This is a genomic window from Enterobacter sp. JBIWA003 (genome assembly GCF_019968825.1).
Taxonomy (GTDB): Bacteria; Pseudomonadota; Gammaproteobacteria; order Enterobacterales; family Enterobacteriaceae; genus Enterobacter; species Enterobacter quasiroggenkampii.
Genome location: NZ_CP074170.1, coordinates 3662849 through 3685028, shown reverse-complemented (window position 1 = coordinate 3685028; position 22180 = coordinate 3662849). Strand labels below are relative to the sequence as shown.

Sequence of the window (22180 nt, the reverse complement as noted above, 5' to 3'; positions counted from 1 at the left end):
AACCCATTCTTTGGGTTTTTTTTGTATATAGAAAGAGAATAAACGTGGCAAAAAACATTCAAGCCATCCGCGGCATGAACGATTATCTGCCTGGCGAAACCGCCATCTGGCAGCGCATTGAAGGCACGCTGAAGCAGGTGCTCGGCAGCTACGGTTACAGCGAAATCCGTTTGCCGATTGTAGAGCAGACCCCGTTATTCAAACGCGCGATTGGTGAAGTTACCGACGTGGTTGAAAAAGAGATGTACACCTTTGAGGACCGCAACGGCGACAGCCTGACCCTGCGTCCGGAAGGGACGGCGGGCTGCGTACGCGCCGGCATCGAACATGGTCTTCTGTACAATCAGGAGCAGCGCCTGTGGTATATCGGCCCGATGTTCCGCCACGAACGTCCTCAGAAAGGGCGTTATCGCCAGTTCAATCAGCTGGGTGTGGAAGTCTTCGGCCTGCAGGGCCCGGACATCGACGCTGAACTGATTATGCTGACCGCCCGCTGGTGGCGTGCGCTCGGTATTGCCGATCACGTTTCCCTCGAGCTGAACTCTATCGGTTCTCTGGAAGCGCGCGCTAACTACCGCGATGCGCTGGTGGCGTTCCTGGAACAGCATAAAGAGAAGCTGGACGAAGACTGCAAACGTCGCATGTACAGCAACCCGCTGCGCGTTCTGGATTCCAAAAACGCAGATGTTCAGGCACTGCTGAACGATGCGCCTGCGCTGGGTGATTATCTGGATGAAGAATCTCGCGAACACTTCGCGGGCCTGTGTAAGCTGCTTGAAGCGGCTGGCATCGCCTACACCGTAAACCAGCGCCTGGTACGCGGTCTGGACTACTACAACCGTACCGTGTTTGAGTGGGTGACCACGAGCCTCGGCTCTCAGGGCACCGTGTGCGCGGGCGGTCGTTATGACGGTCTGGTTGAGCAACTTGGCGGTCGCGCAGCACCTGCTGTAGGCTTCGCGATGGGTCTTGAGCGACTTGTTTTGCTGGTTCAGGCAGTTAATCCGGAATTTAAAGCAGATTCCGTTGTCGATATATACCTGGTGGCCTCAGGCGCGGAAACGCAGTCTGCGGCAATGCAGCTTGCCGAACGCGTGCGCGATGCGCTGCCGGGCGTTAAGCTGATGACCAACCATGGCGGCGGCAACTTCAAAAAACAGTTTGCTCGTGCCGATAAGTGGGGCGCAAGTATCGCACTGGTGCTGGGTGAGTCCGAAGTGGCCAACGGCGAAGTGGTGGTGAAAGACCTGCGCTCTGGTGAGCAGACAACGGTAACGCAGGACGGCGTTGCGGCGCACTTGCGCACTCTATTGGGCTAAGGAGAAGGACTGCGTGGAAATTTACGAGAACGAACACGATCAGGTCGACGCGATTAAACGCTTCTTTGCTGAAAACGGCAAAGCGCTGGTTGTTGGGGTTATTTTAGGTGTCGGTGCGCTGGTAGGCTGGCGTTACTGGAACAATCATCAGGCGGATTCCGCGCGCGGCGCGTCCCTGTCCTATGAAAATACCGTGAGCGCAATTCGTGCCGATCAGCCGCAAACGCTGACGGCGGCAGAAAAATTTGCGGCTGACAACAAAAACACCTACGGTGCACTGGCTGCGCTGGAAGTGGCTCAGCAGTACGTTGATAAGAACGAACTGGATAAAGCCGTAGCACAGCTGTCTCAGGGCCTTGCTGCCGCCAGTGATGAAAACCTGAAAGCGGTGATCAATCTGCGCCTGGCACGTATTCAGGTTCAGCAGAAGAAAGCTGACGATGCGCTGAAAACGCTCGATACCATCAAAGGCGAAGGCTTTGCTGCCATCGTTGCCGATCTGCGCGGTGAAGCACTGCTGAGCAAAGGTGACAAAGCGGGCGCGCGTAAAGCGTGGCAAGCTGGCGTAGAGAGCAATGCTTCACCTGCGCTGAGCGAAATGATGCAGATGAAAATAAATAATTTGTCCGTCTGAGAGGGACCCGATGCAATTGCGTAAATTACTTCTGCCAGGACTGCTTTCTGTTACGTTATTGAGTGGTTGTTCACTGTTCAGTGGCGAAGAAGACGTTGTGAAAATGTCCCCACTGCCGACGGTTGAAAACCAGTTTACCCCATCCACCGCGTGGGATGTCTCCGTGGGCAATGGGATTGGTGATTTCTATTCCAACCTTCATCCAGCGTATGCAGACAGCGTTGTCTATGCGGCTGACCGCAAAGGTACCGTGAAAGCGGTGAACGCGGATGACGGAAAAGAAGTGTGGTCCGTTAACCTGGCGGAAAAAGACGGCTGGTTCTCCCGTAAGCCGGCACTGCTGTCTGGCGGCCTGACCGTTGCCGGTGGCCACGTCTACGTGGGCAGCGAAAAAGCGCAGGTTTATGCCCTGAACAGCAGCGACGGCTCCATTGCCTGGCAAACAACCGTGGCGGGTGAATCCCTGTCGCGTCCGGTAGTGAGCGACGGCCTGGTGCTGATTCATACCAGCAACGGCCAGCTGCAGGCGCTGAACGAAGCGGACGGTCTGGTGAAATGGACCGTTAACCTGGATATGCCTGCGCTCTCTCTGCGCGGCGAATCTGCCCCGGCTACCGCATTTGGTGCTGCCATTGTCGGCGGTGACAACGGTCGCGTGAGCGCCGTGCTGATGCAGCAGGGCCAGATGATCTGGCAGCAGCGTATCTCTCAGGCCACAGGCTCAACGGAAATTGACCGTCTGAGCGACGTGGACACAACGCCGGTCATCGTTAACGGTGTGGTTTACGCGCTGGCCTACAACGGCAACCTGACCGCGCTGGATCTGCGCAGCGGCCAGATCATGTGGAAACGTGAGCTGGGCTCGGTAAATGATTTCATCGTTGAGGGTAACCGCATCTATATGGTTGACCAGAACGACCGTCTGCTGGCCCTGAGTACCGAAGGCGGCGTGACGCTGTGGACGCAAAGCGACCTGCTGCACCGTCTGCTGACTGCGCCAGCGCTGTACAACGGTAGCCTGGTTGTGGGCGACAGCGAAGGGTATATGCACTGGATCGATCCGGATAACGGCCGCTTTGTTGCGCAGCAAAAAGTCGACAGCTCCGGTTTCCTGACCGACCCGGTTGTGGCCGACGGCAAACTGCTGATTCAGGCAAAAGACGGCACGCTGTACGCGATCACGCGTTAATTACCCGGCGGTTGTAGTATACTAAACGGCTCCTGTTCACTCAGGAGCCGTTTTGACATTTTTAAAAACGCCGCGAAAGCGACGTTATTTTGAATTTTATGAGGCTTCAAACATGGTACCTGTGGTCGCGCTTGTCGGGCGCCCTAACGTTGGAAAATCCACTCTTTTTAACCGTTTAACACGCACCCGTGATGCGCTGGTTGCGGATTTCCCGGGGCTGACGCGTGACCGTAAGTACGGTCGTGCAGAGGTGGAAGGACGCGAGTTCATCTGTATTGATACCGGTGGTATTGACGGCACAGAAGACGGCGTGGAAACCCGCATGGCGGAACAGTCGCTGCTGGCGATTGAAGAAGCGGACGTGGTGCTGTTTATGGTGGATGCACGCGCTGGCCTGATGCCGGCGGACTCCGCTATCGCTAAACACCTGCGTTCACGCGAAAAACCAACCTTCCTGGTGGCGAACAAAACCGACGGCATCGATGCCGATCAGGCCATCGCGGATTTCTGGTCTCTGGGCCTGGGTGAAATCTACCCTATCGCGGCATCGCATGGCCGTGGCGTTACCAGCCTGCTGGAAACCGTTCTGCTGCCGTGGGTTGACGAAGTGAACCCGCCGGAAGAGGTGGACGAAGACGCTGAATACTGGGCGCAGTTTGAAGACGGAGAAGAGGGCGAAGAAGAAGAGCCTGAGGACGACTTCAACCCGCAGGATCTGCCGATCAAGCTGGCTATCGTGGGCCGTCCAAACGTAGGTAAGTCTACACTTACTAACCGTATTCTGGGTGAAGAGCGCGTGGTCGTTTACGACATGCCAGGCACCACCCGCGACAGTATCTACATCCCGATGCAGCGCGATGAGCGTGAGTATGTCCTCATCGACACTGCCGGGGTGCGTAAGCGCGGGAAAATCACCGATGTGGTGGAAAAATTCTCCGTTATCAAAACCCTGCAGGCGATCGAAGATGCCAACGTCGTGCTGCTCGTCATCGACGCACGCGAAGGGATCTCCGATCAGGACCTCTCTCTGCTCGGCTTTATCCTCAATAGTGGGCGCTCACTGGTTATCGTGGTCAACAAATGGGATGGCCTGAGCAACGAGGTTCGTGAGCAGGTGAAAGAGACCCTCGACTTCCGTCTGGGCTTTATCGACTTTGCTCGCGTACACTTCATCTCTGCGCTACACGGCAGCGGCGTGGGTAACCTGTTCGAATCCGTGCGCGAAGCTTACGACAGCTCCACCCGTCGTCAGAGCACCGCCATGCTGACCCGTATCATGAATATGGCTGCGGAAGACCATCAGCCGCCGCTGGTGCGCGGTCGTCGCGTGAAGCTGAAATACGCCCACGCCGGTGGTTATAACCCGCCAATCGTGGTGATTCACGGCAACCAGGTGAAAGACCTGCCGGATTCCTACAAGCGCTACCTGATGAACTACTTCCGTAAATCGCTGGACGTGATGGGCACGCCTATCCGTATCCAGTTCAAGGAAGGGGAAAACCCGTTTGCCAACAAGCGCAACACCCTGACGCCAAACCAGATGCGTAAGCGTAAGCGCCTGATTAAGCACATTAAGAAAAGCAAGTAAGCTATCAGGGCGATTCACCCACCAGCACGAAATCCATAAAGCCCGCATATGCCGGGCTTTTTTGTTATCAGGGGCTATCATAACGACGCACCAGAGTGCATGATAATGTTGTACACAAGGTTGTACCCTGCATGGGGTATCGCTGTTTTGGGTACGTCTTGGGTAGTTTTTGGGGCAAATTACGTTGTACCCATGACTAAATAAACTGGTTTAACGGGTATTCGCACATGCCAAAACTTACAGATATGCAAATTCGCGCTTGGGTTAAGAGCGGGGAAAGATTCGAGGGACGTGCAGACGGTGACGGGCTGTATCTGAGGTTTCGTAAAGAGGATAAAACCCCTTTTTGGCGCTACCGCTATCAAATGGCTGGTAAGTCCAGAACTATGCTGATTGGCTCTTACTCTGACTTCCCTTTGTCTAAAGCAAGGGAAATAGCAAGGGAGCTTTCCGCACGCGTTGCGCTGGGTTATGACGTGGCAGCAGAGAAGCAGCAGCGAAAAGCCGATGCTATGGCAAAGATCGAGGCTGAGAAGAACGCCATTAACGTTTCGGCGCTTGCCGCTGAGTATTACACCCGCCAGATAGAACCAAATTACAAACACCCTGACCTTTTCCGCAGCAGCCTACAAAAAAACATCGTGGCGCTAATTGGCAAGATGAACGTCGAGGACGTGCGCCCGCGTCATATTGATAGCATTTTGCAGGACGTGCTACAGCGCGGATCTCCCACAGTCGCTAATGATGTATTGAGAATGCTAAAGCGCCTGTTTGATTACGCTGTGGTGCGCGGAATGATTGAGGTGAACCCCGCTATATCCTTTGGCTCGAAGGATGCCGGGGGCAAGGAGCAGGGGCGAAAACGCGCCTTATCACGCGATGAATTAATCCAGTTCTTTAAAGCGTTACGCCGTGGGCGCGGGATAAGCAGGGAAAACGAGCTTACTTTTAAAATCATTCTTGCGCTGGGCGTCAGAAAGATGGAGCTATGCGCCGCAGAATGGGATGAGTTTGATTTGAAAAATGCCGTCTGGCACCTGCCGGGAACCCGTGCAAAGAATGGGGATGATATCGACATTCCCCTACCGCAGCCGGTAATCGAGTGGATCGAAGAAATAAGGCTCTTTGCCGGAGACAGTCGCTGGTTAATTCCGGCCAGGCGAGCCAGAACGACCTCACACGTCAGCCGCGCCACCCTGAATATGGTTATGCCCGCCGTCCTGAAAGAAATGCCGGACGTTGAGCCATTCAGTATTCACGATCTGCGCCGCACGATGCGCACTCAAATGGCAGCGTTGGGGATTGACCCTGTGATAGCTGAGCGATGCCTGAACCACAAAATACCGGGCGTTGAGGGTATCTATAACCGTCATGAATATTTCGACGAACGCAAAGCAGCGCTGGCGCAGTGGGCGGATTTGCTGGTGGCTCTGGAACGCGGCGAAGAATACAACGTAACGCCATTGAGAAAGGCGAAGTAACCACGACCAGTAACCACGATTAGTAACCAGAATTAACAGACAGATTGAGCCTAGCCCGACGGGGCGAAAAGCGGGAAGCCTTACCGCCTGACTCAATCGCTCATTAAGGCGTAGCGTGAAAGGTGACGCAGTGAAAAAGCTTTTTAAACTAAAAGAGTGGTTAACATTAAATGAGGCAGCCAAAAGACTTACTGTTTCTTTTGGAGAGGAAATAAGTGAGGTTGATTGCCTTCAATTGGCTTTAGATGGTCATATAACAATATCTATTCTCTTATCCGACTCTAGGTATGCAGTTAAAGCAAAAATCGTTACAACCTCTAAAAGAGAATTGTTCTCGCGCACCATAACGGAAACGACAAGTGAAGGAGCATTCTCCTCGCTTCTAAATGACGTAAGGTTTTTTACAAATGCAGAGTTGGATTTTGAATATGAAACTATCAAAAGGGAGGGGGCAGTCGTTAGGTTGAGACATGACATTTATGACTTGCCTTGCCCTCTGCTGGGGAGCGAGGAGCTTGATGTCATGCACTTATTCGACATTAAGCAAGGCAGAAATCCGAGGGAGTTTGTGAATACCGAGGGTGCTTTCGTGCTCAGCGGGGGAGAACTCTATAACATTATGGAGAGTTTCAACCCTCTTGAGTTTAAGAGAATGAATGATGATGTGTTGGCTTATTGTGACAGCGTGACAGGTGAAAAGGTTGATTTTGATAATCACCATAGATTCTTTTATCCTGCCGACGGATTGGGAGATGTTGAGTTTATTTTTAGGCGCGAGAATATTGAGAAGTTTGAGCAGCAATCGCTTGGAAGAGACGATGGCGATTTGACCTTAAACGAAAGCTTATTAGTGATAGGTTCAATGCTGAAAGCTTTAAAAAAAGCTGAACCAACCTCTAAAAGGTGGACACAAGAAGCACTCAAAGCGGAAATGCTGGATAGGGGTTCAAAATTAAGCTCCCGCTTACTGGATGAATATTTCTCATCGGCTAACAAATCTTTTAAATCATAAAGTTAATTTCGCAGCGAAAATTCATTTTTCGTTGCGATGACATCGAATCCCCCTGAGCACATGATTACCGTAACTTCAACAGCTATCACAGGAGTTACAGGACATATGACAGCACATCAAGCGGCAATCTCCGCTATTCCAACCACAGGGTACATCCGTCGTTTCCGCCTTCCAGAAATGTTGGGTGTATCCATGCCAACCATTGACCGCTGGGTTAAGAATGGCACGCTGCCGCGCCCGGTAAAACTCACCGATAACGTGACCGCCTTTGACGCGGTAGAGATTAATAACTGGCTGGCTGAGCGCCGGGGAAAGGTGGCGTAATGAAAAAGAAAAACCGCCCATTACAGGCGGCTAATTCAGATATTCGCACGTCTGATGTTACGCCGACCACCAGCACCGTACAACCATTCAAACGCACACCGAAGAAACACCGCGCCCGCGTCTATATGCTGCGCACTGGCGTAGAGGGATGGACAGAGAACGACATTCTTCGTTATTGCCGACTTTCGTCTGGCAGGAACTACGCCAGCGAGTTAGAACGCCAGCTTGATATCCGACTGGAGCGTATCGACGAGAAAAACCCGGACGGCATCGGCGCACACCTGCGCTACCGTTTTGCGTCCCGTGGTGACGTTCTCAAGGTCATTCAGCTTGTGAATCACCTTGCCGTCATTAACGAACATCGCGGGTTATCTCAGCAGGATATTGCCGACATTCTCAACCTCTACCCGGACGCATTCAACGCCGCATAACGGAGTCTGAAATATGAAACTCGAAAAAAGCCGATTCACTTCGGAGGCCGCCCCACAATCTAACGTAGGCCAGGGCGTAATTATCAATAACGACTTTGCCGCCATTGTGCCGGTTAATTCAGGTCTGATTGGCGGGCGTCAAACCAATATTGTGAGCGCCAGAGATCTGCATAAAGCGCTCGGTGTTGGCAAAGATTTCTCAACGTGGATCACCGACCGTATTACTGATTATGGCTTTGCTATTGGCAGTGACTACATCGTTAACAAGGCAATTTCCCCAAAATTGGGGAAAAGCCCTACTGGCGCGGCTTGCAGCCCGGTAACTGTAGGCAGACCGGGTAAGGACTATCTGCTGTCTATCAGTACCGCCAAAGAAATCGCAATGCTCGAGCGCAACGAACAAGGCCGAGCTGTTCGCCGCTACTTCATCCAGTGCGAGGAAGCGCTATCCCGCAGCGTGCCGGAGATTGCCGCGCAGTACCGTCGCCAGCTTAAAGCCCGCATTGGTGCCGCAAACCAGTTTAAGCCGATGTGCGAGGCGCTGGAGGCTTCACGCGCAGAGCAGGGCAAGCAGACGCTGCCACGCCACTACAGCAACGAGAGCAACATGATTAACCGTATCGTGCTGGGTGGGCTGACGGCGAAGCAGTGGGCGCAGGCTAACGGCATCGATGGCGAACCCCGCGACAGCATGAGCGCCGCACAGCTTGAACACCTGACTTATCTGGAAAGCACCAATATCACGCTGATTGAGTTAGGTCAGGACTACCAGCAACGCAAAGATGAGTTAACGCGCCTGTCTCAGCGCTGGCTGGCTAAGCGTCTGGAGGTTCACTAATGGCTCAGACAACCAGCACCCCACGCCCGCAGCAGCGCTACAAGGACTCACACGGCGCTAGCGTGACCGTTGAGCGCGTCGAGCATAACCGCGTGACGTTCTACCGTGACGGATATCAATACCCGTGCATACAGCCGATTGAGCGTTTCATGAAGGAGTTCGCGGAGGTGGAGCAATGATTGCCGTCCAGAGTAAGAGCCTCTCACTGGCTGGCAGCAAAGAGCCTGATGTTAACGGGTTGCCGCTTTCGATGGTTGACCAGTGGCAGGAGTACCAGACTACCCGAACCTTTGCGGTATCCGTGCCCTCCGCGCTACGTCGCCAGTATTACCCTGACGATGCCGCATTCGGTAAGGCGATGCGTGATGCGGGTTATGTGACTATCCGCACTCGCAAGTTAACGGGGAAGCTGGAAAGTTTCTGGCTCTACCGTGTGACGGGCGATGATAAGGGGGTATGCACAGCAGAACCCGCACAGCGCAAGGCTTGTAGCGTAGTTGTCCAGACCATGACAAAGCCGCATCCGTGGTTTAAACGTGTGGCACTCGATGGCAAATGGCAGTACGTCTATGCAGACCACATCCGTTTTCTGACGAAGAAGCGCCACCGCGTTGATGGTGTGCGTGTGCAGGGCTTTACCGCTGGCGGGCTGTCTGTGGAGGTGATTGCATGACGGCGTTTGTGAACTATGAGGGGAAGGGCTTCTCACTGGCTGGCCTGTTAGCGGATATAAGCTGTTATAGTCCTGTTATGGAGAAAAACCACCCTATTTTTGCTGGTGGAGTGGAGTGTTTTACTGTCTTTGTGAGCTATGCCACTGCGACTTTTGTGACCAGTACGCGCGTGAGCGAAGGTGGGTTTTTGGAGTCCATAAAAAAGGGCGAGTATTTGACACCCGCCCTTTGGTTATGCGCCAGAGTGGATCACCCCTCCGGCGTGTCTGCTTTTGGTTTGCGGCGTTTAGTTATCGTGGCTTGTAGCGTTTCGGCTACACGCTCATTCAGCGCGATTTTGCGCCCGCTATACAACGGGTTCCATCGCCCCCATAAGCTACTGGAATTTAAACGCGCTCCTTCCAGCAGGAAGCGAATTGGTTTGTCTGGCGAAGACCCGTCTAACTCGTCGTCCACTGGCTTATCGTCTTCTGGCTCGCTCATGGATCACGCCTCTTGCTCGTCCGATTTTGGCTTACGGCGCTGGCGCTCTCTTAGTTCACGCAGTACCTTCTCAGGTAGAAATCCCGTAGGCTTGTTCTCTGGCGCGACTGGCACTTGTTTTATGTTCATGAATCATCCTTTCGGCTCAATGCCGCGCTTATCTAGCTCACGGCGTAGTAAGCGCTTTATCCAACCTGAGCGGTTATCGTCGCCGTCTTCTTGCATGGCAATAGATAGCCTCTCGTACAATTCTGCATCCAGACGTAATTGTACCGCAAAACGTTCTTTCTTGTTGTCATTGGTTGACATTGTAAACCACCTGAGTGTATCTTTCTTTCAGGTTGATAATGTATACCAGAGTCAACAAAAACAAAACCCCGTAAGTGCGGACACACCTACAGGGCTTCTAACCACCACCGATAACAACACTATCGAGGCAGCTATGGAAAATAGTACCACACACCCGCAAGGGCGGGATTCGCACACCCTGAATAAATTCATCTGGCGTTTTCTGGCGCTGAGTACAGCCAAACCACGCCTGATTACCATTGAGGCCGCAACCGAAGCGGAAGCCCGCCAGCAGTCACCCGATGGCTGCGTGATGGTGTTCTCTGCCCGTTTCAGAGCGGGGGTGAGCCATGCGTAAAAAACCACTGAAAAGTAGCATTGAGTTTGCTCAGAAATCATTAGAGCAAGCCTCTGCCGTGCTGGTTGCCGTCAGCCTTTCCGCTGAAAGGATGGATGCGACTGATATATCCATCGCTATAGACGCGTGTTCGGGGCTGGTCAACGACGCCCTTTCAGAGCTGGCAATCATGGAGGCCGGAGAATGAACCACTTCCACATTACAGGCTACGGCGTTAATAAGCGCGGCCTGACCATTGGCATTAATTACCGGATCGCATCATCCAGCATGAGAGAGGCAAAGGCGCACGCCATGAACAAGGCGCAGCACGAAGGGTTAACCAGTGTCCGCATTACCCGCGTCATTGCCTTTGCCTCGCTAATTACTGCGACTGGTGCCGGGGATATGGAGGTTTCAGCATGAGCAATTGCCAGATTGAGGGAGCAAGGGCGGTCAGTATGCGCATTCGCGCCGCTCTGGGTTGCGATGAAGTACCGAAACCAGACGCAGCGGAGAACGTTTCACGCGCCCGCCTTTTGCGTGCGCACGCAGGACTGACCCATGTACTGACGGAGATTATGCCGGGAATAACAGAGAGCGCGGTACGTGACGAGTTATGCGCGTGGTTGTTTGAGATTCACTCAATTACAGGCGTGGAAGAGTGTCAGGCGAGAGCGGAGGCTGGCAAATGAGCGTAAGTGACGACATGGCTGATGTTTCTGCGCGAGTGGAGCAGGTACAGGCGATTTTATCCCTCTGGCTAGGTAATGCGCGCGGAGATACCACTGAGGGGCGACTGATTGGCTCTGTTTTAACGATTCTCGACGGAATACCGGATTGCGCCCGCCGCGCTGAGGGGGCGCTTATAGCTTATGAGGCGTTTCTAAAGGCGGGCAAATGAAACAGTTCCGAATTTTCGCTACCTGTCTTGATGGCGCGGGAGCGTCGATAGCGGTCACATGGTACGGCGAGGGCAGTACGCCAGATATTGCCGTTCAGCAAATGAGAGACGAAGCACACGGCAACGGCTGGAGCGTGGAAGCTATCGCCGCTGTTCAGCAGCGTGAGAAACAACAGGAGTCAGCAGCATGATTACATTACACCGGGCAGAGGCCACACCGGACGGCGTGAACATCATGACCCGCAACGATGCCGGGATTTATGAACATGTAGCAATTATCACCTATGAGAGCGCTGTAAGCCGTCTGGATGCGGGAGAGTACGACGATAAGCCAGATATCGGCTACGCCATTCATTCTGCCGTTGCTGATGGCGGGGCGTGTGGCTGGTTCGACTTCACTGCGCAGCATAACGTGACTATGTGGCGCTGGCTGGTTGCCGCTGTCTTTATCTCTGACATGAAGCGTGAGAACGGCACAACCTCCGTCACTGAGGCTGACGGCACAACGTCAAAGGTAGCGATTTACTCAAATGGTAAGACGGGGATTGTGGTTTATCCGTTCTCTGAACGTCTGGCGATGGCGAACAACATCGAGGGTGCGATGATTGAGCGCTACGGAATTGAACAGGGTACAGAGCACGCCATTACGTTTTATGCCCGAATGATTGACGCTGATGCCGGGGTTATTTCGGATTTTGGGCGTGAAGTACTGGCGCAGTTACACGATCACTTTATCGCAGACCTTGAACAGAACGGGCTGCCAGAGCAGCCGCTGGCGCACTGAGGGACAGCATGATTACTAAAAATTTCCAGCTTAATTCACTGGCTAACCAGTATGCGGCGGCACTGTATGACCATATCACCGCCACCAGCGGCGGCGCTTATTTCATGGTTGATGTAGGCGGGCAGTCTGTTCGCGTGGACATTATCGGCGGCGTCAAAGGGGTGCGTGACCTTATCGACAGTTACGCACTGGAGGCGCTCAGGGACAACTACCCGCATTGGGAAAGTATCGGGATCGCGCTAATGACAAGATGCGCCGGGCGCGGCGGTATCACTGACACCGGGATAGAGATTTGGCAGAGCATGACTAACGATATGGGCGCAACGGTTTCGGGTAATGGCGGGGGTGTGAATGCGTAATATCGACCTTATCCGCGAAGTGACCAGCGCAGCAGCGAATAACTGGCCTCATGTGCTGGCTGGCCTGAATATTGATGTTCCTGATTCGCCCCACCGACACGCCGGATGCCCCGTGTGTGGCGGTACGGATCGCTTTCGGTTCGACGACAACGGGCGCGGCGCTCACATCTGCAATCAGTGCGGTGCGGGCGACGGCTTAGACCTGATTAAGAAGGTGAACAACTGCGACACCACGGAGGCGGCGAGGCTTGCCGCTGGTGTGCTGGGTATTGATTACCGGACAGCAGAAGCAGACCCGACAGCAGCGAGCCAGAGAAGGGAGCAACTGGAAGCTGACCGCCAGCAGCGAGAGCAGGAGCGCCAGAAACAGGCCGCAGAGAGAGCAAAGCAGCGACAGGCTACCTTTGCCAGTCTGTACGCCGGAATGCGTGACAGCGCCGTACAGCGTGAATCTGAATACCTGATTGCTAAGGGGCTGGACGGGTTCACTTTCCCGCTATTGCCTGATGGTTCAGTCCTGCTTGAGCTGGTGGACGAATCCGGCGCGGTGGCAGCAGCGCAGACCATTACCCCGCAGGGAGAAAAGCGCCTCCTGACGGGTTCGGCAAAGCGCGGGGCATACCATGCCGTAAACGCGCCAGAATCGCCCCATAGCGTTTTAATCGCCGAAGGGCTGGCAACGGCATTATCAGTTCACCTGATGCGCCCTGACGCGCTCACAGTGGCAGCAATTGACGCCGGGAACCTGACTCATGTAGCCGGGGTAATGCGCCGGAAGTACCCGGACGCAGAAATCATCATTGCCGCAGATAACGACCACCACGAAGACGGGCAGCCCAATACAGGCAGAGAGGCCGCAGAGAAAGCCGCCTTGTCCGTGGCGGGCTGGGTATCCGTTCCACCGACAGGCCACAAGGCAGACTGGAATGACTACCACCATGAAAACGGGCTGGAAGCCTCTGTAGTGGCTTTTAACAATTCGATGTACCAGATTAAGGGGGAAGATGTGAACGTCCAACTGAGAGCGATTGAGGGCGGTAAAAAGAGCCGCCGAACAGAAAACGGTGACATTTCCCAGATGGCAGCAAGCCAGAAAGCAAAGTTGCTTGCGGCTCGCTGGGACAGGCTGGCGGTAAATGCTGATAGCGGCGTGGTGTATCACTACGGCTCGGGCGTGTGGGAAAAACTGCCAGACAGTGAGCTTGAACGCGTCATGGTGTCCATTTTTGAGGAGCACGAAGCCCATTACACGGAAAAGGGAATTAAGTCCGTGGTGGCGACGATGAAGCTACAGCTACAGCCCACCGCTGACCAGCGAGCAGATTTAATCGGTTTTAATAATGGCGTGTACGACCTCAACACACGTACATTTTCCGATCACAGCCCGGATAACTGGCTGATGAACCACAACGGGATCGACTACACACCACCAGCTCCGGGAGAAAGCCTTACAGAGCACGCTCCACACTTCACGCGATGGCTGAACCACGCCAGCGATGGCGACCACGGTAAAGGTGAGCGCATCAAAGCGGCCTTGTTTATGGTGCTGGCAAAGCGTCACGACTGGCAGCTATTTATTGAGGTGACGGGGGAAGGTGGCAGCGGTAAGTCCGTATTCAGCAGCATTGCCGCGACGCTTGCCGGGGAGCACAACACAGCCAGCGGTAGCATGAGCACGCTCGACCTTGCACGCGGGCGGGCGCAGTTCGTCGGAAAGAGCCTGATAATTATGCCAGACCAGACGCGCTACGTTGGTGAGGGGGCGGGTATCAAGGCCATTACAGGCGGCGATCCGGTTGAAATCGACGGCAAGTACGAAAAGCAGTTCACAACGGTACTGAATGCGGTTGTGCTGGCGACCAATAACGAACCAATGACATTTACCGAGCGTAACGGGGGCATTGCCCGCCGCCGTGTGATATTCCCGTTCAATAATCCAGTTTCTGAGGCAGATAAAGACCCGGATCTAACCGCTAAAATTCGGCTCGAAGTACCGGTAATCATTCGTCACTTGCTGGGTGCTTTTTCCGACCAGAACAGGGCTAAGTTACTTTTGCTGGAGCAGCGCGATTCACTGGAGGCGCTGGACGTTAAGCGCGGCACAGACCCCGTGATCGACATGTGCGCAGCGCTGTTTTTCATGACCGAGCCTAAAGGGCTGATGATGGGCGGCGGAACATGGGCGGGACAGCCTGAACCGAGAGCGTATCTTTATCACCTGTATTTATCTTTCCTGGAATATCACGGGCTGGGTAAACCTCTCTCTGTGGAGAAGTTTTCTCGGGCGATGAAAAACGCCGCGAAGGAGTACCGGAGTCAGTATCTGACACGGAAAGTTAAGGGGCGCACTCAGACCAACCTGAGCATAACGGAGCTGGCAGAGGAATTTATTCCCCGCGCATACGGGGTTGATGTTCCAGATACCCCCGTGTGAAAACTTTTTAGGGGTGACTTACGTCTACACGTCTACCCTTTTTGCTTTCAGGCCAGTGATGGCAAGGGTTACAGGCAGGTAGATGTATATATATTTACCTCTACCTTACGTCTACATACGTCTACCTATTTTGATGCTGTATAAATAAACAGGGTAGACGTAGGTAGACGTAGGGTAGACGTATGAAAACAAACGTCTACCCCTCTGCAAGCCGCGTAATTACTGGGTTTTTTGATTTTTTTTGCCGCAGGTAGACCGGGTAGACCAACAACACCCCCAAAAAGATTCACAGGGGGGGATGAATCAGAAGGAATGGAAAAAATGAACGAGCACCACAAAAAGCAGATCGAAGTTATCAGGGAAATTGAGGCGCAGGGCTTCAACACGCAGGAGGCGGCGACCTTGTTAGTGGCTGGCGAATTGTCCCGACTGAATGAAATCATGGACTACCTGAAACGCTGGGGATTCTCTCTATGGCGGGATTCCTGAGTGCTGAGCAAGCTAACCCACATCACTAACCAGTAAAATTCAATAACAGGATGCGTAAATAAATACACAATTGGGAATCCCAGACCATTAATATGATTTTGTTGGTTATGATAGTTTATCCCATTGGCATTATTGACTCTTTTGGCTCACTCCGGTGAGCTTTTTTTTGCTTTATCGCTGCTAGAAATAGGTGTTGCGTGGTTAAAGACAGTAAAGCCGAAGAACTTGAGGCAAAAGGATTATATCGCAGGGCAGCGAGGCGATGGCAGGATGTTATGATGACCAGAGCCAGAAGCGACGAACAGGAATGGGTGAGGCGGCGTTGTGATTCGTGTCTGGCGAAACTGAAAAGCCAGGCAGTGAAAGCTGATGATTATGGCGATCTGCATAAAGCCGCTACTGGTACACAACACCACAGGAGATAGCAGCATTGACAGCCGCCAAGCTGGAGCATGAAGGCCACCAGCTTACCCCGGTAGAGGTTCGGGAGATGGAGCGCGTGATTAAGGCCGATATAGTCCGGCGCGACAGGTTCCGCGAAATGATGCGATCACCCGCCTACCAGTGGAAGAAACCAGCGCCACGCAGGTAGGTGAGAACAAGGTTGTGAGCCATCACAGACCATCACTAGGGCGCACTTTACGACGCGCATTAAGTTTGTTTATATGCGACTATTGTTTGTAGTAGACGCCGATAAATTGCAGGAGGCTTTATCATGGCAGCAACAAACCTTAATAGTGTGGCTGATTATCTGCTTTTCTTTGCTCAGGATCACGGGGACGTAATGACCCCCCTGAAGCTGCAAAAGATGGTTTTTTATGCCGACGCTTGGTACATGGCTTTAAATGATGGGGATGAGTTGATATCAGACCAGTTTGAAGCCTGGGTTCATGGTCCGGTAGCGCGTGCTCTGTATGTCAGATTTGCAGAATATAAATGGCGACCGATTACCGAAGATATCGCCTGCCCAGAACTCCCTGAGAAGGTAACTAGCCATCTTGACGAAATTTATCAAGTCTTTGGCGGGTTTACTGCTTATGAGCTCGAGCAAATGACGCACCAGGAAAAGCCATGGCTCCAGGCTCGCAATGGCATTCCATCCGATTCAACATGCCAAAACATTATAGATAAAGGTATTACGGCAGAGTTTTATCGCTCAATGGCTTCATGAAAATGAAAAAGTCTATCAGACCATCAAAAATCACCCCAGTGCAGACACGGATTGTGCCTGGAATGGCTGGCGCTGGGGTGGCAACCATAAACTTTTCTTTTAGCTTTATTGATGCCGCTCATCATAAATTTAATTTCAATGCGCAGAGCGCAGCCTATTTCTGTAAGGTGCTCGACAGACTTAAGGCGCTTTCCACAATGACAGAGCGGGAATTCACTGCGGATCGTGGCGGTTCGCTAAAATCTCACCCCATTGACTGGTGTCAAACCTCAGAGCCAGAGGGCTTCCAGCATCTTAACGAGCAATTCCAGAGCTATAAGCCTTATCAGTTCGCGGTATCACGCAATGAACACGGGCGCGTGCATGGATTTTTCATTGGTAACGTGTTCCACGTTGTATGGCTTGACCCTGACCACCAGCTGTACCCGGGGGGCAATAAAAGTTAATCCAATCGCTCTCATCCCCCATAAATCGCGCTATCAGCGTCGCTAAGTTAGCTACCACGCGCTCGGATCGCCGCCGCCAGCTTGTCGCCATGCCCTCCCTGCCGCTTCCATGCGCTGTAAATGTCTTTATCCCATGCCTTGCCCGCCTTAGTCTGATAACCAGCTTCATTGAGCCGCTCAGCAATCACGCGCCCATTATCGAAGCCCTGACGGATAGTATCGGCGATAATCCGAATCACAGCAGACTCGTTGTACGGCTGGGGCGGAATTCCCTGCTTTCCTCCTGCCAGAGCAGCGGCGGCTGTTTCCATTCGCTCCACCAGCGCCAGCATACGTGACTGAGGGTTACTCTCTGGCTGGTTCAGTTTGCTGCGCAGCGCGTCTAGAAGCCATGCTGTTTTGTCCCCTCCAGATCCCGCCACGGATTGATTAAACGCCTCCAGTAACTCAGCCGGGACACGGAACGCTACAAGACTGGATTTACTCATGATTTGCGACCTTATAAGTGTTTATCTTTGAACAGAATATCACTGTATAACACCGTTATACATCATGAGAAGATGCGAGAAAATCCCGTATGTAGAACAGCCAGCCGCACACGGAAAATGATTACGTCATTCATTTCAAAAATAGCAACAAAGACAATGATTGTTTTAAATAATGCAATTAAAATTACTGTGTAAATATCAGGGGGTACAAATGTCTAAACAAAACGTAAAGCCTGTATTGCTCAGTGAAACGCAGATACAGGCCATTCGAAACATTCAGAAGCAACACCGCGAAATTTCAGGTATCGGGGTTGCTCCATCTATTCACGAGATCGCCCGCGGGCTTATTGATAGTGCTCTGGCGACCCACGCAAAAATGAAGGTAACAGCATGATAGTCACTCAACTGGCCTACGAGGTCACGCTAAAGGCTGACGAGTTTCTCAACGGCAAGAAAAAGGTCAGTCAGGAAGTAACAAATCTCAATCGGGTCATGGAGCGCTCTGAAAAGGACGCTGAAAAGGCCGAAAAAGCGCGAGCGGCAGAACGGAAGAAGCAACAACAGGAATTTGAGAAGTCCGCAAAAAACGCTGTCTCTGCCTTTCGTAATGTGACCGCTGCCGCCGCCGGGTTTCTCGGTATTGGCGCCGGACTGTACGGCATTAAGCAGCTTTTCACTTCCACGGCGAATGAGATTGCCCGCGCCAGCACTCAGGCTAAATTTTTCGGCACTGACGTAAATAAGATATACGGAATGCGCAGGGGCTTTAAGCAAGCCGGGCTGGATTCCGAGGCGTTTATAGGCGCGTCTGGCGGTGCCCGTATGGCACTGGCAAACATCAAAGACCCGACAATATTTGGCGGATTAACTGGCGCAGCGCAAAACCTTCTGACGCTGGGAGCGCGTACAGGGCTGGACATCAATGAGCTTGGCGACCCGAACAAGGCGCTGAGTGAGTTCACCCGGTACGGAAAAACCCACTCGCAGGAAAATCTGATGCAGGTGATGGCGGCAGCCGGATTCGACCCTTCCGACGCTGCCAAAATCAAATCTGGCGAACTTAAAACGCTGGTGGACTCTGAAACCAAAAAGTCCGACCTGACGGCTCAGCAGGTGAAGGAGCAGGAAGCGATTGTTAAGACGCTGGGTGAGTTTGACGCAGAGCTAGACCGACTGAAGAAGGATTTGGTTGTTGCCTTTGCGCCTGATGTCATATCGGCAATGAAAGCCTTTGGTGACTGGATAAAGAACAACCACGGCGACATAGAGGGCTTTTTCAAAACTGCAGGCGATACGGTGAAGAAATTCACCGAAGCCGTTGGTGGGGCTGAAAATGCGCTATTGATTCTGGCGGGTACATACCTTGGAGGCAAGGCGGTATCTGGAGCAGCGTTAAGGGCAGTGTCGGGCGCTGTAGTCGGTGGAGGAGTAGCCGCCGGAGTTGCGGGAAACTCTGCGACAGGTGCGGCTGCGAGGTTGGCTGCCAGATTATCACCGTGGGCGGCAATGCTTTATTCTGGAGATGCCGGGGAAGCGTCAACAAAAGACATCATGGAAAGGACAGGCGCAACATGGCAATACCAGTTACTGCCAGAGAAAGATAGAAAATATTACCGAGCTGATGACACGATGCTTGACGCGGTGAGACAGGTAGAGTCCGGCGGCGGGAAAAAACTGTACAGCCCAGCGGGGGCGGTTGGTGATTTTCAATTCATGAAGCCAACAGCTATTGAGATGGGATTGCGAGTTGATAGTGATATTGACGAGCGACTAGACCCGGAAAAATCCCGCGCGGCGGCTCAAATCTATCTAAACAGGATGCTAAAAAAATATAGCGGAAACTTAGATGATGCTCTCATGGCTTACAATTGGGGACAGGGGAACGTTGACCAGTGGATAGAGCAGGGAAGGGGCGATGGTTTCACTGATAAGAAGGGGAATTGGCGTCCCGTTCCGAAAGAGACGATGGAGTACGGCGGTAAGGTTAAATCGGTAATGGGTTTTGATACTGACGCCACGAAGTATTACCAGCAGCAGCTAGCGTTAGCCAGCATCCCGCCATCCAGCACGACAAACCACACCAATAACAGCCAGACAAGTTCAGTCCACGTTGGTACTGTTCACGTCAACACGAACCCGCAAACGGTTGACGCGCTTGCCGATAGCCTCAAGAAGCAAACCATGAGAGCGGGGACTGTTCAGGCGTTTGCGAGCGGTGTTCAGGCGTGACGGGTGCGATTGGTTGTACAGAAACCCTAAGGTTTCCCTAAGGTGACACTAAGGTTTGGCTAAGGTTTGGCGACAAAGGGCGGAAAGTCATTTAGGCAATTACGGGTTTCTGACAGAAAATAATTTAATCAGAAGGTTAGACACATCATCATGCCACGGACGGCTGACATTAATATCTACCATGCGCCCGACATGGTACGGTAAGGTGACGGTAAGGGTGACGGTAAGGTTTGGCGGCAAGGGATCGGAGAAGCTGCGAAATTTTCGTAGTTCAAAAAGTGAGCTAAAAAGCAGAGCACTTTGATTTTGGTTGTACACATGGTTGTACCCATTTTTATTTAATGAATTATAAATTCATTTAAAATCAATGTATTTATCGCTTTATTTGTCTTTCACATTAAGAAAAGCAAATAAGCTTTGCTGCTCTCACGAAAGCCCGCGATGATCGCGGGCTTTTTTTTGCCCAATCATACCGCCGGTTTTCCCTGTGTGAAGTCAATCACTATTCACTTTTAACCATGTTTAAATCTAAGAAAGTAGACAATCGTCGAATTTTCATCTTAAAGTCCAGGGTCCGGTACTAGACAAAACTAGCGCCTGGTTATCAAATGGTTAACTAACTTTTCGCCGCATGTAAAAAATCGGCCAGATACGTAACTGGCCGGCGTACCTGCTGGTGTTTACAAGCACGACGACATACCTTTCGGGAGAATTATGCAATCCTCTGTTAATCAAAAAGAAAGCCGAACGTTCTTCGGCCATCCTTATCCGCTCGGTTCCCTGTTCTTCACCGAGATGTGGGAGCGTTTCTCGTTTTACGGCATTCGTCCGTTACTGATCCTGTTTATGGCCGCCACCGTCTATGACGGCGGGATGGGTCTGGCGCGTGAAAACGCCTCGGCGATTGTCGGTATCTTTGCCGGTACCATGTACCTGGCTGCGCTGCCGGGCGGCTGGCTGGCGGATAACTGGCTCGGTCAGCAGAGAGCCGTCTGGTACGGTTCGATCCTGATTGCGCTCGGTCACCTGTCGATTGCGCTCTCGGCGGTGATGGGCAACAACCTGTTCTTTATCGGCCTGATGTTCATCGTGCTCGGCTCCGGGCTGTTCAAGACCTGTATTTCAGTCATGGTCGGTACCCTGTATAAAAAAGGCGACGCGCGTCGCGACGGCGGTTTCTCGCTGTTCTATATGGGTATCAACATGGGCTCGTTCATCGCGCCGCTGATTTCCGGCTGGCTGATTAAAACCCACGGCTGGCACTGGGGCTTTGGCATTGGCGGTATCGGGATGCTGGTGGCGCTGATTATCTTCCGCGTGTTTGCCGTTCCGGCCATGAAACGCTATGACGGCGAAGTCGGCCTCGACTCCACCTGGAACAGCCCGGTGGTGAAGCGTAACGGCGTGGGCGTTTGGCTGCTGGCGCTGGCGGCAGGCGTGGCAACGCTCGTGACGCTGATTGCGCAGGGCGTGATTGTGATTAACCCGGTCGCGGTAGCCAGCGTGCTGGTCTACGTGATTGCGGCGTCCGTGGCCCTCTACTTTATCTATCTGTTTGTCTTTGCGGGCCTGAACCGTAAAGAGCGCGCCAGACTGCTGGTCTGCTTTATTCTGCTGATCTCCGCGGCGTTCTTCTGGTCCGCGTTTGAACAGAAGCCAACCTCGTTCAACCTGTTTGCCAACGACTACACTAACCGCATGATCGGCGATTTCGAAATCCCGGCGGTGTGGTTCCAGTCAATCAACGCCCTGTTCATCATCCTGCTGGCACCGGTATTCAGCTGGGCGTGGCCGAAGCTGGCGAGCATGAACATTCGCCCGAGCAGCATCACCAAGTTTGTTATCGGTATTCTGTGTGCCGCAGCGGGCTTTGGCCTGATGATGCTGGCGGCACAGAACGTGCTGAGCAGCGGTGGGGCGGGCGTATCGCCGTTCTGGCTGGTGGGCAGCATCCTGATGCTGACGCTCGGCGAACTGTGTCTCAGCCCGATTGGCCTGGCGACCATGACGCTGCTGGCGCCGGAGAGAATGCGCGGTCAGATGATGGGGCTGTGGTTCTGTGCCAGCGCGCTGGGTAATCTGGCGGCGGGTCTGATTGGCGGCCACGTGAAGGCCGACCAGCTGGATATGCTACCGGATCTCTTTGCGCGCTGCTCCGTCGCGCTGCTGATTTGTGCCGCGGTACTGATCGTCCTCATTGTTCCGGTACGCCGCATGCTGGAAAATGCGCAGACTAAACCGGCAGCTAACGCCTCATAAACCTCGGGCTTGCCGGGGCGGC

31 protein-coding genes are annotated in these 22180 nt (G+C 53.0%); 27 read left to right on the top strand and 4 right to left on the bottom strand.

The features are described from left to right. Nucleotides 1-44: 44 nt before the first annotated feature. From hisS to KGP25_RS17600, 11 genes are all read left to right on the top strand, one after another. Nucleotides 45-1319: a histidine--tRNA ligase gene (hisS, locus tag KGP25_RS17650; protein ID WP_032622984.1), complete on the top strand. Its 1275-nt coding sequence runs from the start codon at nucleotides 45-47 to the stop codon at nucleotides 1317-1319. A 13-nt stretch (nucleotides 1320-1332) separates the two neighbouring features. Next, a complete protein-coding gene (locus KGP25_RS17645) occupies nucleotides 1333-1953 on the top strand; it encodes a YfgM family protein (RefSeq protein ID WP_008502136.1) in 621 nt (206 codons plus the stop codon). Between the two features lie 10 nt (nucleotides 1954-1963). Continuing rightward, nucleotides 1964-3142 carry an outer membrane protein assembly factor BamB gene (gene bamB, locus KGP25_RS17640; protein ID WP_008502135.1) on the top strand — a complete coding sequence of 393 codons (1179 nt, stop codon included), beginning with the start codon at nucleotides 1964-1966 and terminating at the stop codon, nucleotides 3140-3142. A gap of 112 nt (nucleotides 3143-3254) precedes the next feature. Beyond that, complete coding sequence (der, locus tag KGP25_RS17635; RefSeq protein ID WP_024908655.1) at nucleotides 3255-4730, top strand: ribosome biogenesis GTPase Der; 1476 nt, start codon at nucleotides 3255-3257, stop codon at nucleotides 4728-4730. Nucleotides 4731-4957: 227 nt separating this feature from the next. Further along, a complete protein-coding gene (locus KGP25_RS17630; protein ID WP_223539388.1) occupies nucleotides 4958-6211 on the top strand; it encodes a site-specific integrase in 1254 nt (417 codons plus the stop codon). Nucleotides 6212-6341: 130 nt separating this feature from the next. Continuing rightward, nucleotides 6342-7223 (top strand): hypothetical protein, encoded by an 882-nt coding sequence (locus tag KGP25_RS17625; protein ID WP_223539387.1) that lies wholly within the window; start codon nucleotides 6342-6344, stop codon nucleotides 7221-7223. 105 nt (nucleotides 7224-7328) lie between these two features. Next, on the top strand, nucleotides 7329-7547 hold the full coding sequence (locus KGP25_RS17620; protein WP_055322430.1) for an AlpA family phage regulatory protein: 219 nt from the start codon (nucleotides 7329-7331) through the stop codon (nucleotides 7545-7547). Continuing rightward, a complete protein-coding gene (locus KGP25_RS17615) occupies nucleotides 7547-7978 on the top strand; it encodes a hypothetical protein (protein ID WP_223539386.1) in 432 nt (143 codons plus the stop codon). The genes KGP25_RS17620 and KGP25_RS17615 overlap by 1 nt, the downstream gene beginning before the upstream one ends. Before the next feature lie 13 nt (nucleotides 7979-7991). Beyond that, nucleotides 7992-8816: an antA/AntB antirepressor family protein gene (locus KGP25_RS17610; RefSeq protein ID WP_223539385.1), complete on the top strand. Its 825-nt coding sequence runs from the start codon at nucleotides 7992-7994 to the stop codon at nucleotides 8814-8816. Continuing rightward, on the top strand, nucleotides 8816-8995 hold the full coding sequence (locus KGP25_RS17605; RefSeq protein WP_223539384.1) for a DUF4222 domain-containing protein: 180 nt from the start codon (nucleotides 8816-8818) through the stop codon (nucleotides 8993-8995). The genes KGP25_RS17610 and KGP25_RS17605 overlap by 1 nt, the downstream gene beginning before the upstream one ends. Continuing rightward, on the top strand, nucleotides 8992-9489 hold the full coding sequence (locus KGP25_RS17600; protein WP_223539383.1) for a hypothetical protein: 498 nt from the start codon (nucleotides 8992-8994) through the stop codon (nucleotides 9487-9489). Before KGP25_RS17605 ends, KGP25_RS17600 begins: the two co-directional genes overlap by 4 nt. Nucleotides 9490-9739: 250 nt before the next feature. Here KGP25_RS17600 and KGP25_RS17595 read toward each other — a convergent pair whose 3' ends face one another. Genes KGP25_RS17595 through KGP25_RS17590 form a run of 3 tightly spaced genes read right to left on the bottom strand, consistent with a single transcriptional unit; the run spans nucleotide 9740 to nucleotide 10282 of the window. After that, nucleotides 9740-9973 (bottom strand): hypothetical protein, encoded by a 234-nt coding sequence (locus tag KGP25_RS17595; RefSeq protein WP_223539382.1) that lies wholly within the window; start codon nucleotides 9971-9973, stop codon nucleotides 9740-9742. Nucleotides 9974-9976: 3 nt separating this feature from the next. Next, nucleotides 9977-10102 carry a hypothetical protein gene (locus tag KGP25_RS26755; protein ID WP_282441158.1) on the bottom strand — a complete coding sequence of 42 codons (126 nt, stop codon included), beginning with the start codon at nucleotides 10100-10102 and terminating at the stop codon, nucleotides 9977-9979. Between the two features lie 3 nt (nucleotides 10103-10105). Continuing rightward, nucleotides 10106-10282 carry a hypothetical protein gene (locus KGP25_RS17590; RefSeq protein ID WP_223539381.1) on the bottom strand — a complete coding sequence of 59 codons (177 nt, stop codon included), beginning with the start codon at nucleotides 10280-10282 and terminating at the stop codon, nucleotides 10106-10108. A gap of 133 nt (nucleotides 10283-10415) precedes the next feature. Here KGP25_RS17590 and KGP25_RS17585 point away from each other — a divergent pair, with 133 nt between their 5' ends. The 13 genes from KGP25_RS17585 (at nucleotide 10416) to KGP25_RS17525 (ending at nucleotide 17182) form a co-directional block, all read left to right on the top strand. Then, complete coding sequence (locus tag KGP25_RS17585) at nucleotides 10416-10619, top strand: host cell division inhibitor Icd-like protein (protein WP_223539380.1); 204 nt, start codon at nucleotides 10416-10418, stop codon at nucleotides 10617-10619. Then, nucleotides 10612-10806: a hypothetical protein gene (locus KGP25_RS17580; protein WP_223539379.1), complete on the top strand. Its 195-nt coding sequence runs from the start codon at nucleotides 10612-10614 to the stop codon at nucleotides 10804-10806. Before KGP25_RS17585 ends, KGP25_RS17580 begins: the two co-directional genes overlap by 8 nt. Next, nucleotides 10803-11021, top strand: coding sequence for a hypothetical protein (locus KGP25_RS17575; RefSeq protein WP_223539378.1), 219 nt, complete (start codon nucleotides 10803-10805; stop codon nucleotides 11019-11021). The genes KGP25_RS17580 and KGP25_RS17575 overlap by 4 nt, the downstream gene beginning before the upstream one ends. Further along, nucleotides 11018-11290 carry a transcriptional regulator gene (locus tag KGP25_RS17570; RefSeq protein WP_223539377.1) on the top strand — a complete coding sequence of 91 codons (273 nt, stop codon included), beginning with the start codon at nucleotides 11018-11020 and terminating at the stop codon, nucleotides 11288-11290. The genes KGP25_RS17575 and KGP25_RS17570 overlap by 4 nt, the downstream gene beginning before the upstream one ends. Continuing rightward, entirely contained in the window at nucleotides 11287-11499 is a 213-nt protein-coding gene (locus KGP25_RS17565; protein WP_223539376.1) for a hypothetical protein, read from the top strand. The genes KGP25_RS17570 and KGP25_RS17565 overlap by 4 nt, the downstream gene beginning before the upstream one ends. Then, nucleotides 11496-11690 (top strand): hypothetical protein, encoded by a 195-nt coding sequence (locus tag KGP25_RS17560; protein WP_223539375.1) that lies wholly within the window; start codon nucleotides 11496-11498, stop codon nucleotides 11688-11690. The genes KGP25_RS17565 and KGP25_RS17560 overlap by 4 nt, the downstream gene beginning before the upstream one ends. Further along, nucleotides 11687-12283: a hypothetical protein gene (locus KGP25_RS17555; protein ID WP_223539374.1), complete on the top strand. Its 597-nt coding sequence runs from the start codon at nucleotides 11687-11689 to the stop codon at nucleotides 12281-12283. The genes KGP25_RS17560 and KGP25_RS17555 overlap by 4 nt, the downstream gene beginning before the upstream one ends. 8 nt (nucleotides 12284-12291) lie before the next feature. After that, nucleotides 12292-12642, top strand: coding sequence for a hypothetical protein (locus tag KGP25_RS17550; protein ID WP_223539373.1), 351 nt, complete (start codon nucleotides 12292-12294; stop codon nucleotides 12640-12642). Next, nucleotides 12635-15076 (top strand): toprim domain-containing protein, encoded by a 2442-nt coding sequence (locus tag KGP25_RS17545; protein ID WP_223539372.1) that lies wholly within the window; start codon nucleotides 12635-12637, stop codon nucleotides 15074-15076. The genes KGP25_RS17550 and KGP25_RS17545 overlap by 8 nt, the downstream gene beginning before the upstream one ends. 321 nt (nucleotides 15077-15397) lie before the next feature. After that, nucleotides 15398-15565: a hypothetical protein gene (locus tag KGP25_RS17540; RefSeq protein WP_223539371.1), complete on the top strand. Its 168-nt coding sequence runs from the start codon at nucleotides 15398-15400 to the stop codon at nucleotides 15563-15565. Between the two features lie 197 nt (nucleotides 15566-15762). Then, nucleotides 15763-15990 (top strand): PerC family transcriptional regulator, encoded by a 228-nt coding sequence (locus KGP25_RS17535; RefSeq protein WP_223539370.1) that lies wholly within the window; start codon nucleotides 15763-15765, stop codon nucleotides 15988-15990. 290 nt (nucleotides 15991-16280) lie between these two features. Further along, nucleotides 16281-16736 (top strand): type II toxin-antitoxin system antitoxin SocA domain-containing protein, encoded by a 456-nt coding sequence (locus KGP25_RS17530; RefSeq protein WP_223539369.1) that lies wholly within the window; start codon nucleotides 16281-16283, stop codon nucleotides 16734-16736. A 2-nt stretch (nucleotides 16737-16738) separates the two neighbouring features. Beyond that, complete coding sequence (locus tag KGP25_RS17525) at nucleotides 16739-17182, top strand: hypothetical protein (protein ID WP_223539368.1); 444 nt, start codon at nucleotides 16739-16741, stop codon at nucleotides 17180-17182. 47 nt (nucleotides 17183-17229) lie between these two features. Here KGP25_RS17525 and KGP25_RS17520 read toward each other — a convergent pair whose 3' ends face one another. After that, nucleotides 17230-17670, bottom strand: coding sequence for a hypothetical protein (locus KGP25_RS17520; RefSeq protein ID WP_223539367.1), 441 nt, complete (start codon nucleotides 17668-17670; stop codon nucleotides 17230-17232). 211 nt (nucleotides 17671-17881) lie between these two features. Between KGP25_RS17520 and KGP25_RS17515 the strand changes: the two genes are divergently transcribed. From KGP25_RS17515 to KGP25_RS17505, 3 genes are all read left to right on the top strand, one after another. Further along, nucleotides 17882-18064: a hypothetical protein gene (locus KGP25_RS17515; RefSeq protein WP_223539366.1), complete on the top strand. Its 183-nt coding sequence runs from the start codon at nucleotides 17882-17884 to the stop codon at nucleotides 18062-18064. Next, nucleotides 18061-19899: a transglycosylase SLT domain-containing protein gene (locus KGP25_RS17510; protein ID WP_223539365.1), complete on the top strand. Its 1839-nt coding sequence runs from the start codon at nucleotides 18061-18063 to the stop codon at nucleotides 19897-19899. Before KGP25_RS17515 ends, KGP25_RS17510 begins: the two co-directional genes overlap by 4 nt. 714 nt (nucleotides 19900-20613) lie before the next feature. Continuing rightward, nucleotides 20614-22158, top strand: a complete 1545-nt coding sequence (locus KGP25_RS17505) for a peptide MFS transporter (RefSeq protein WP_111967887.1) — start codon at nucleotides 20614-20616, stop codon at nucleotides 22156-22158. Nucleotides 22159-22180 lie beyond the last annotated feature (22 nt).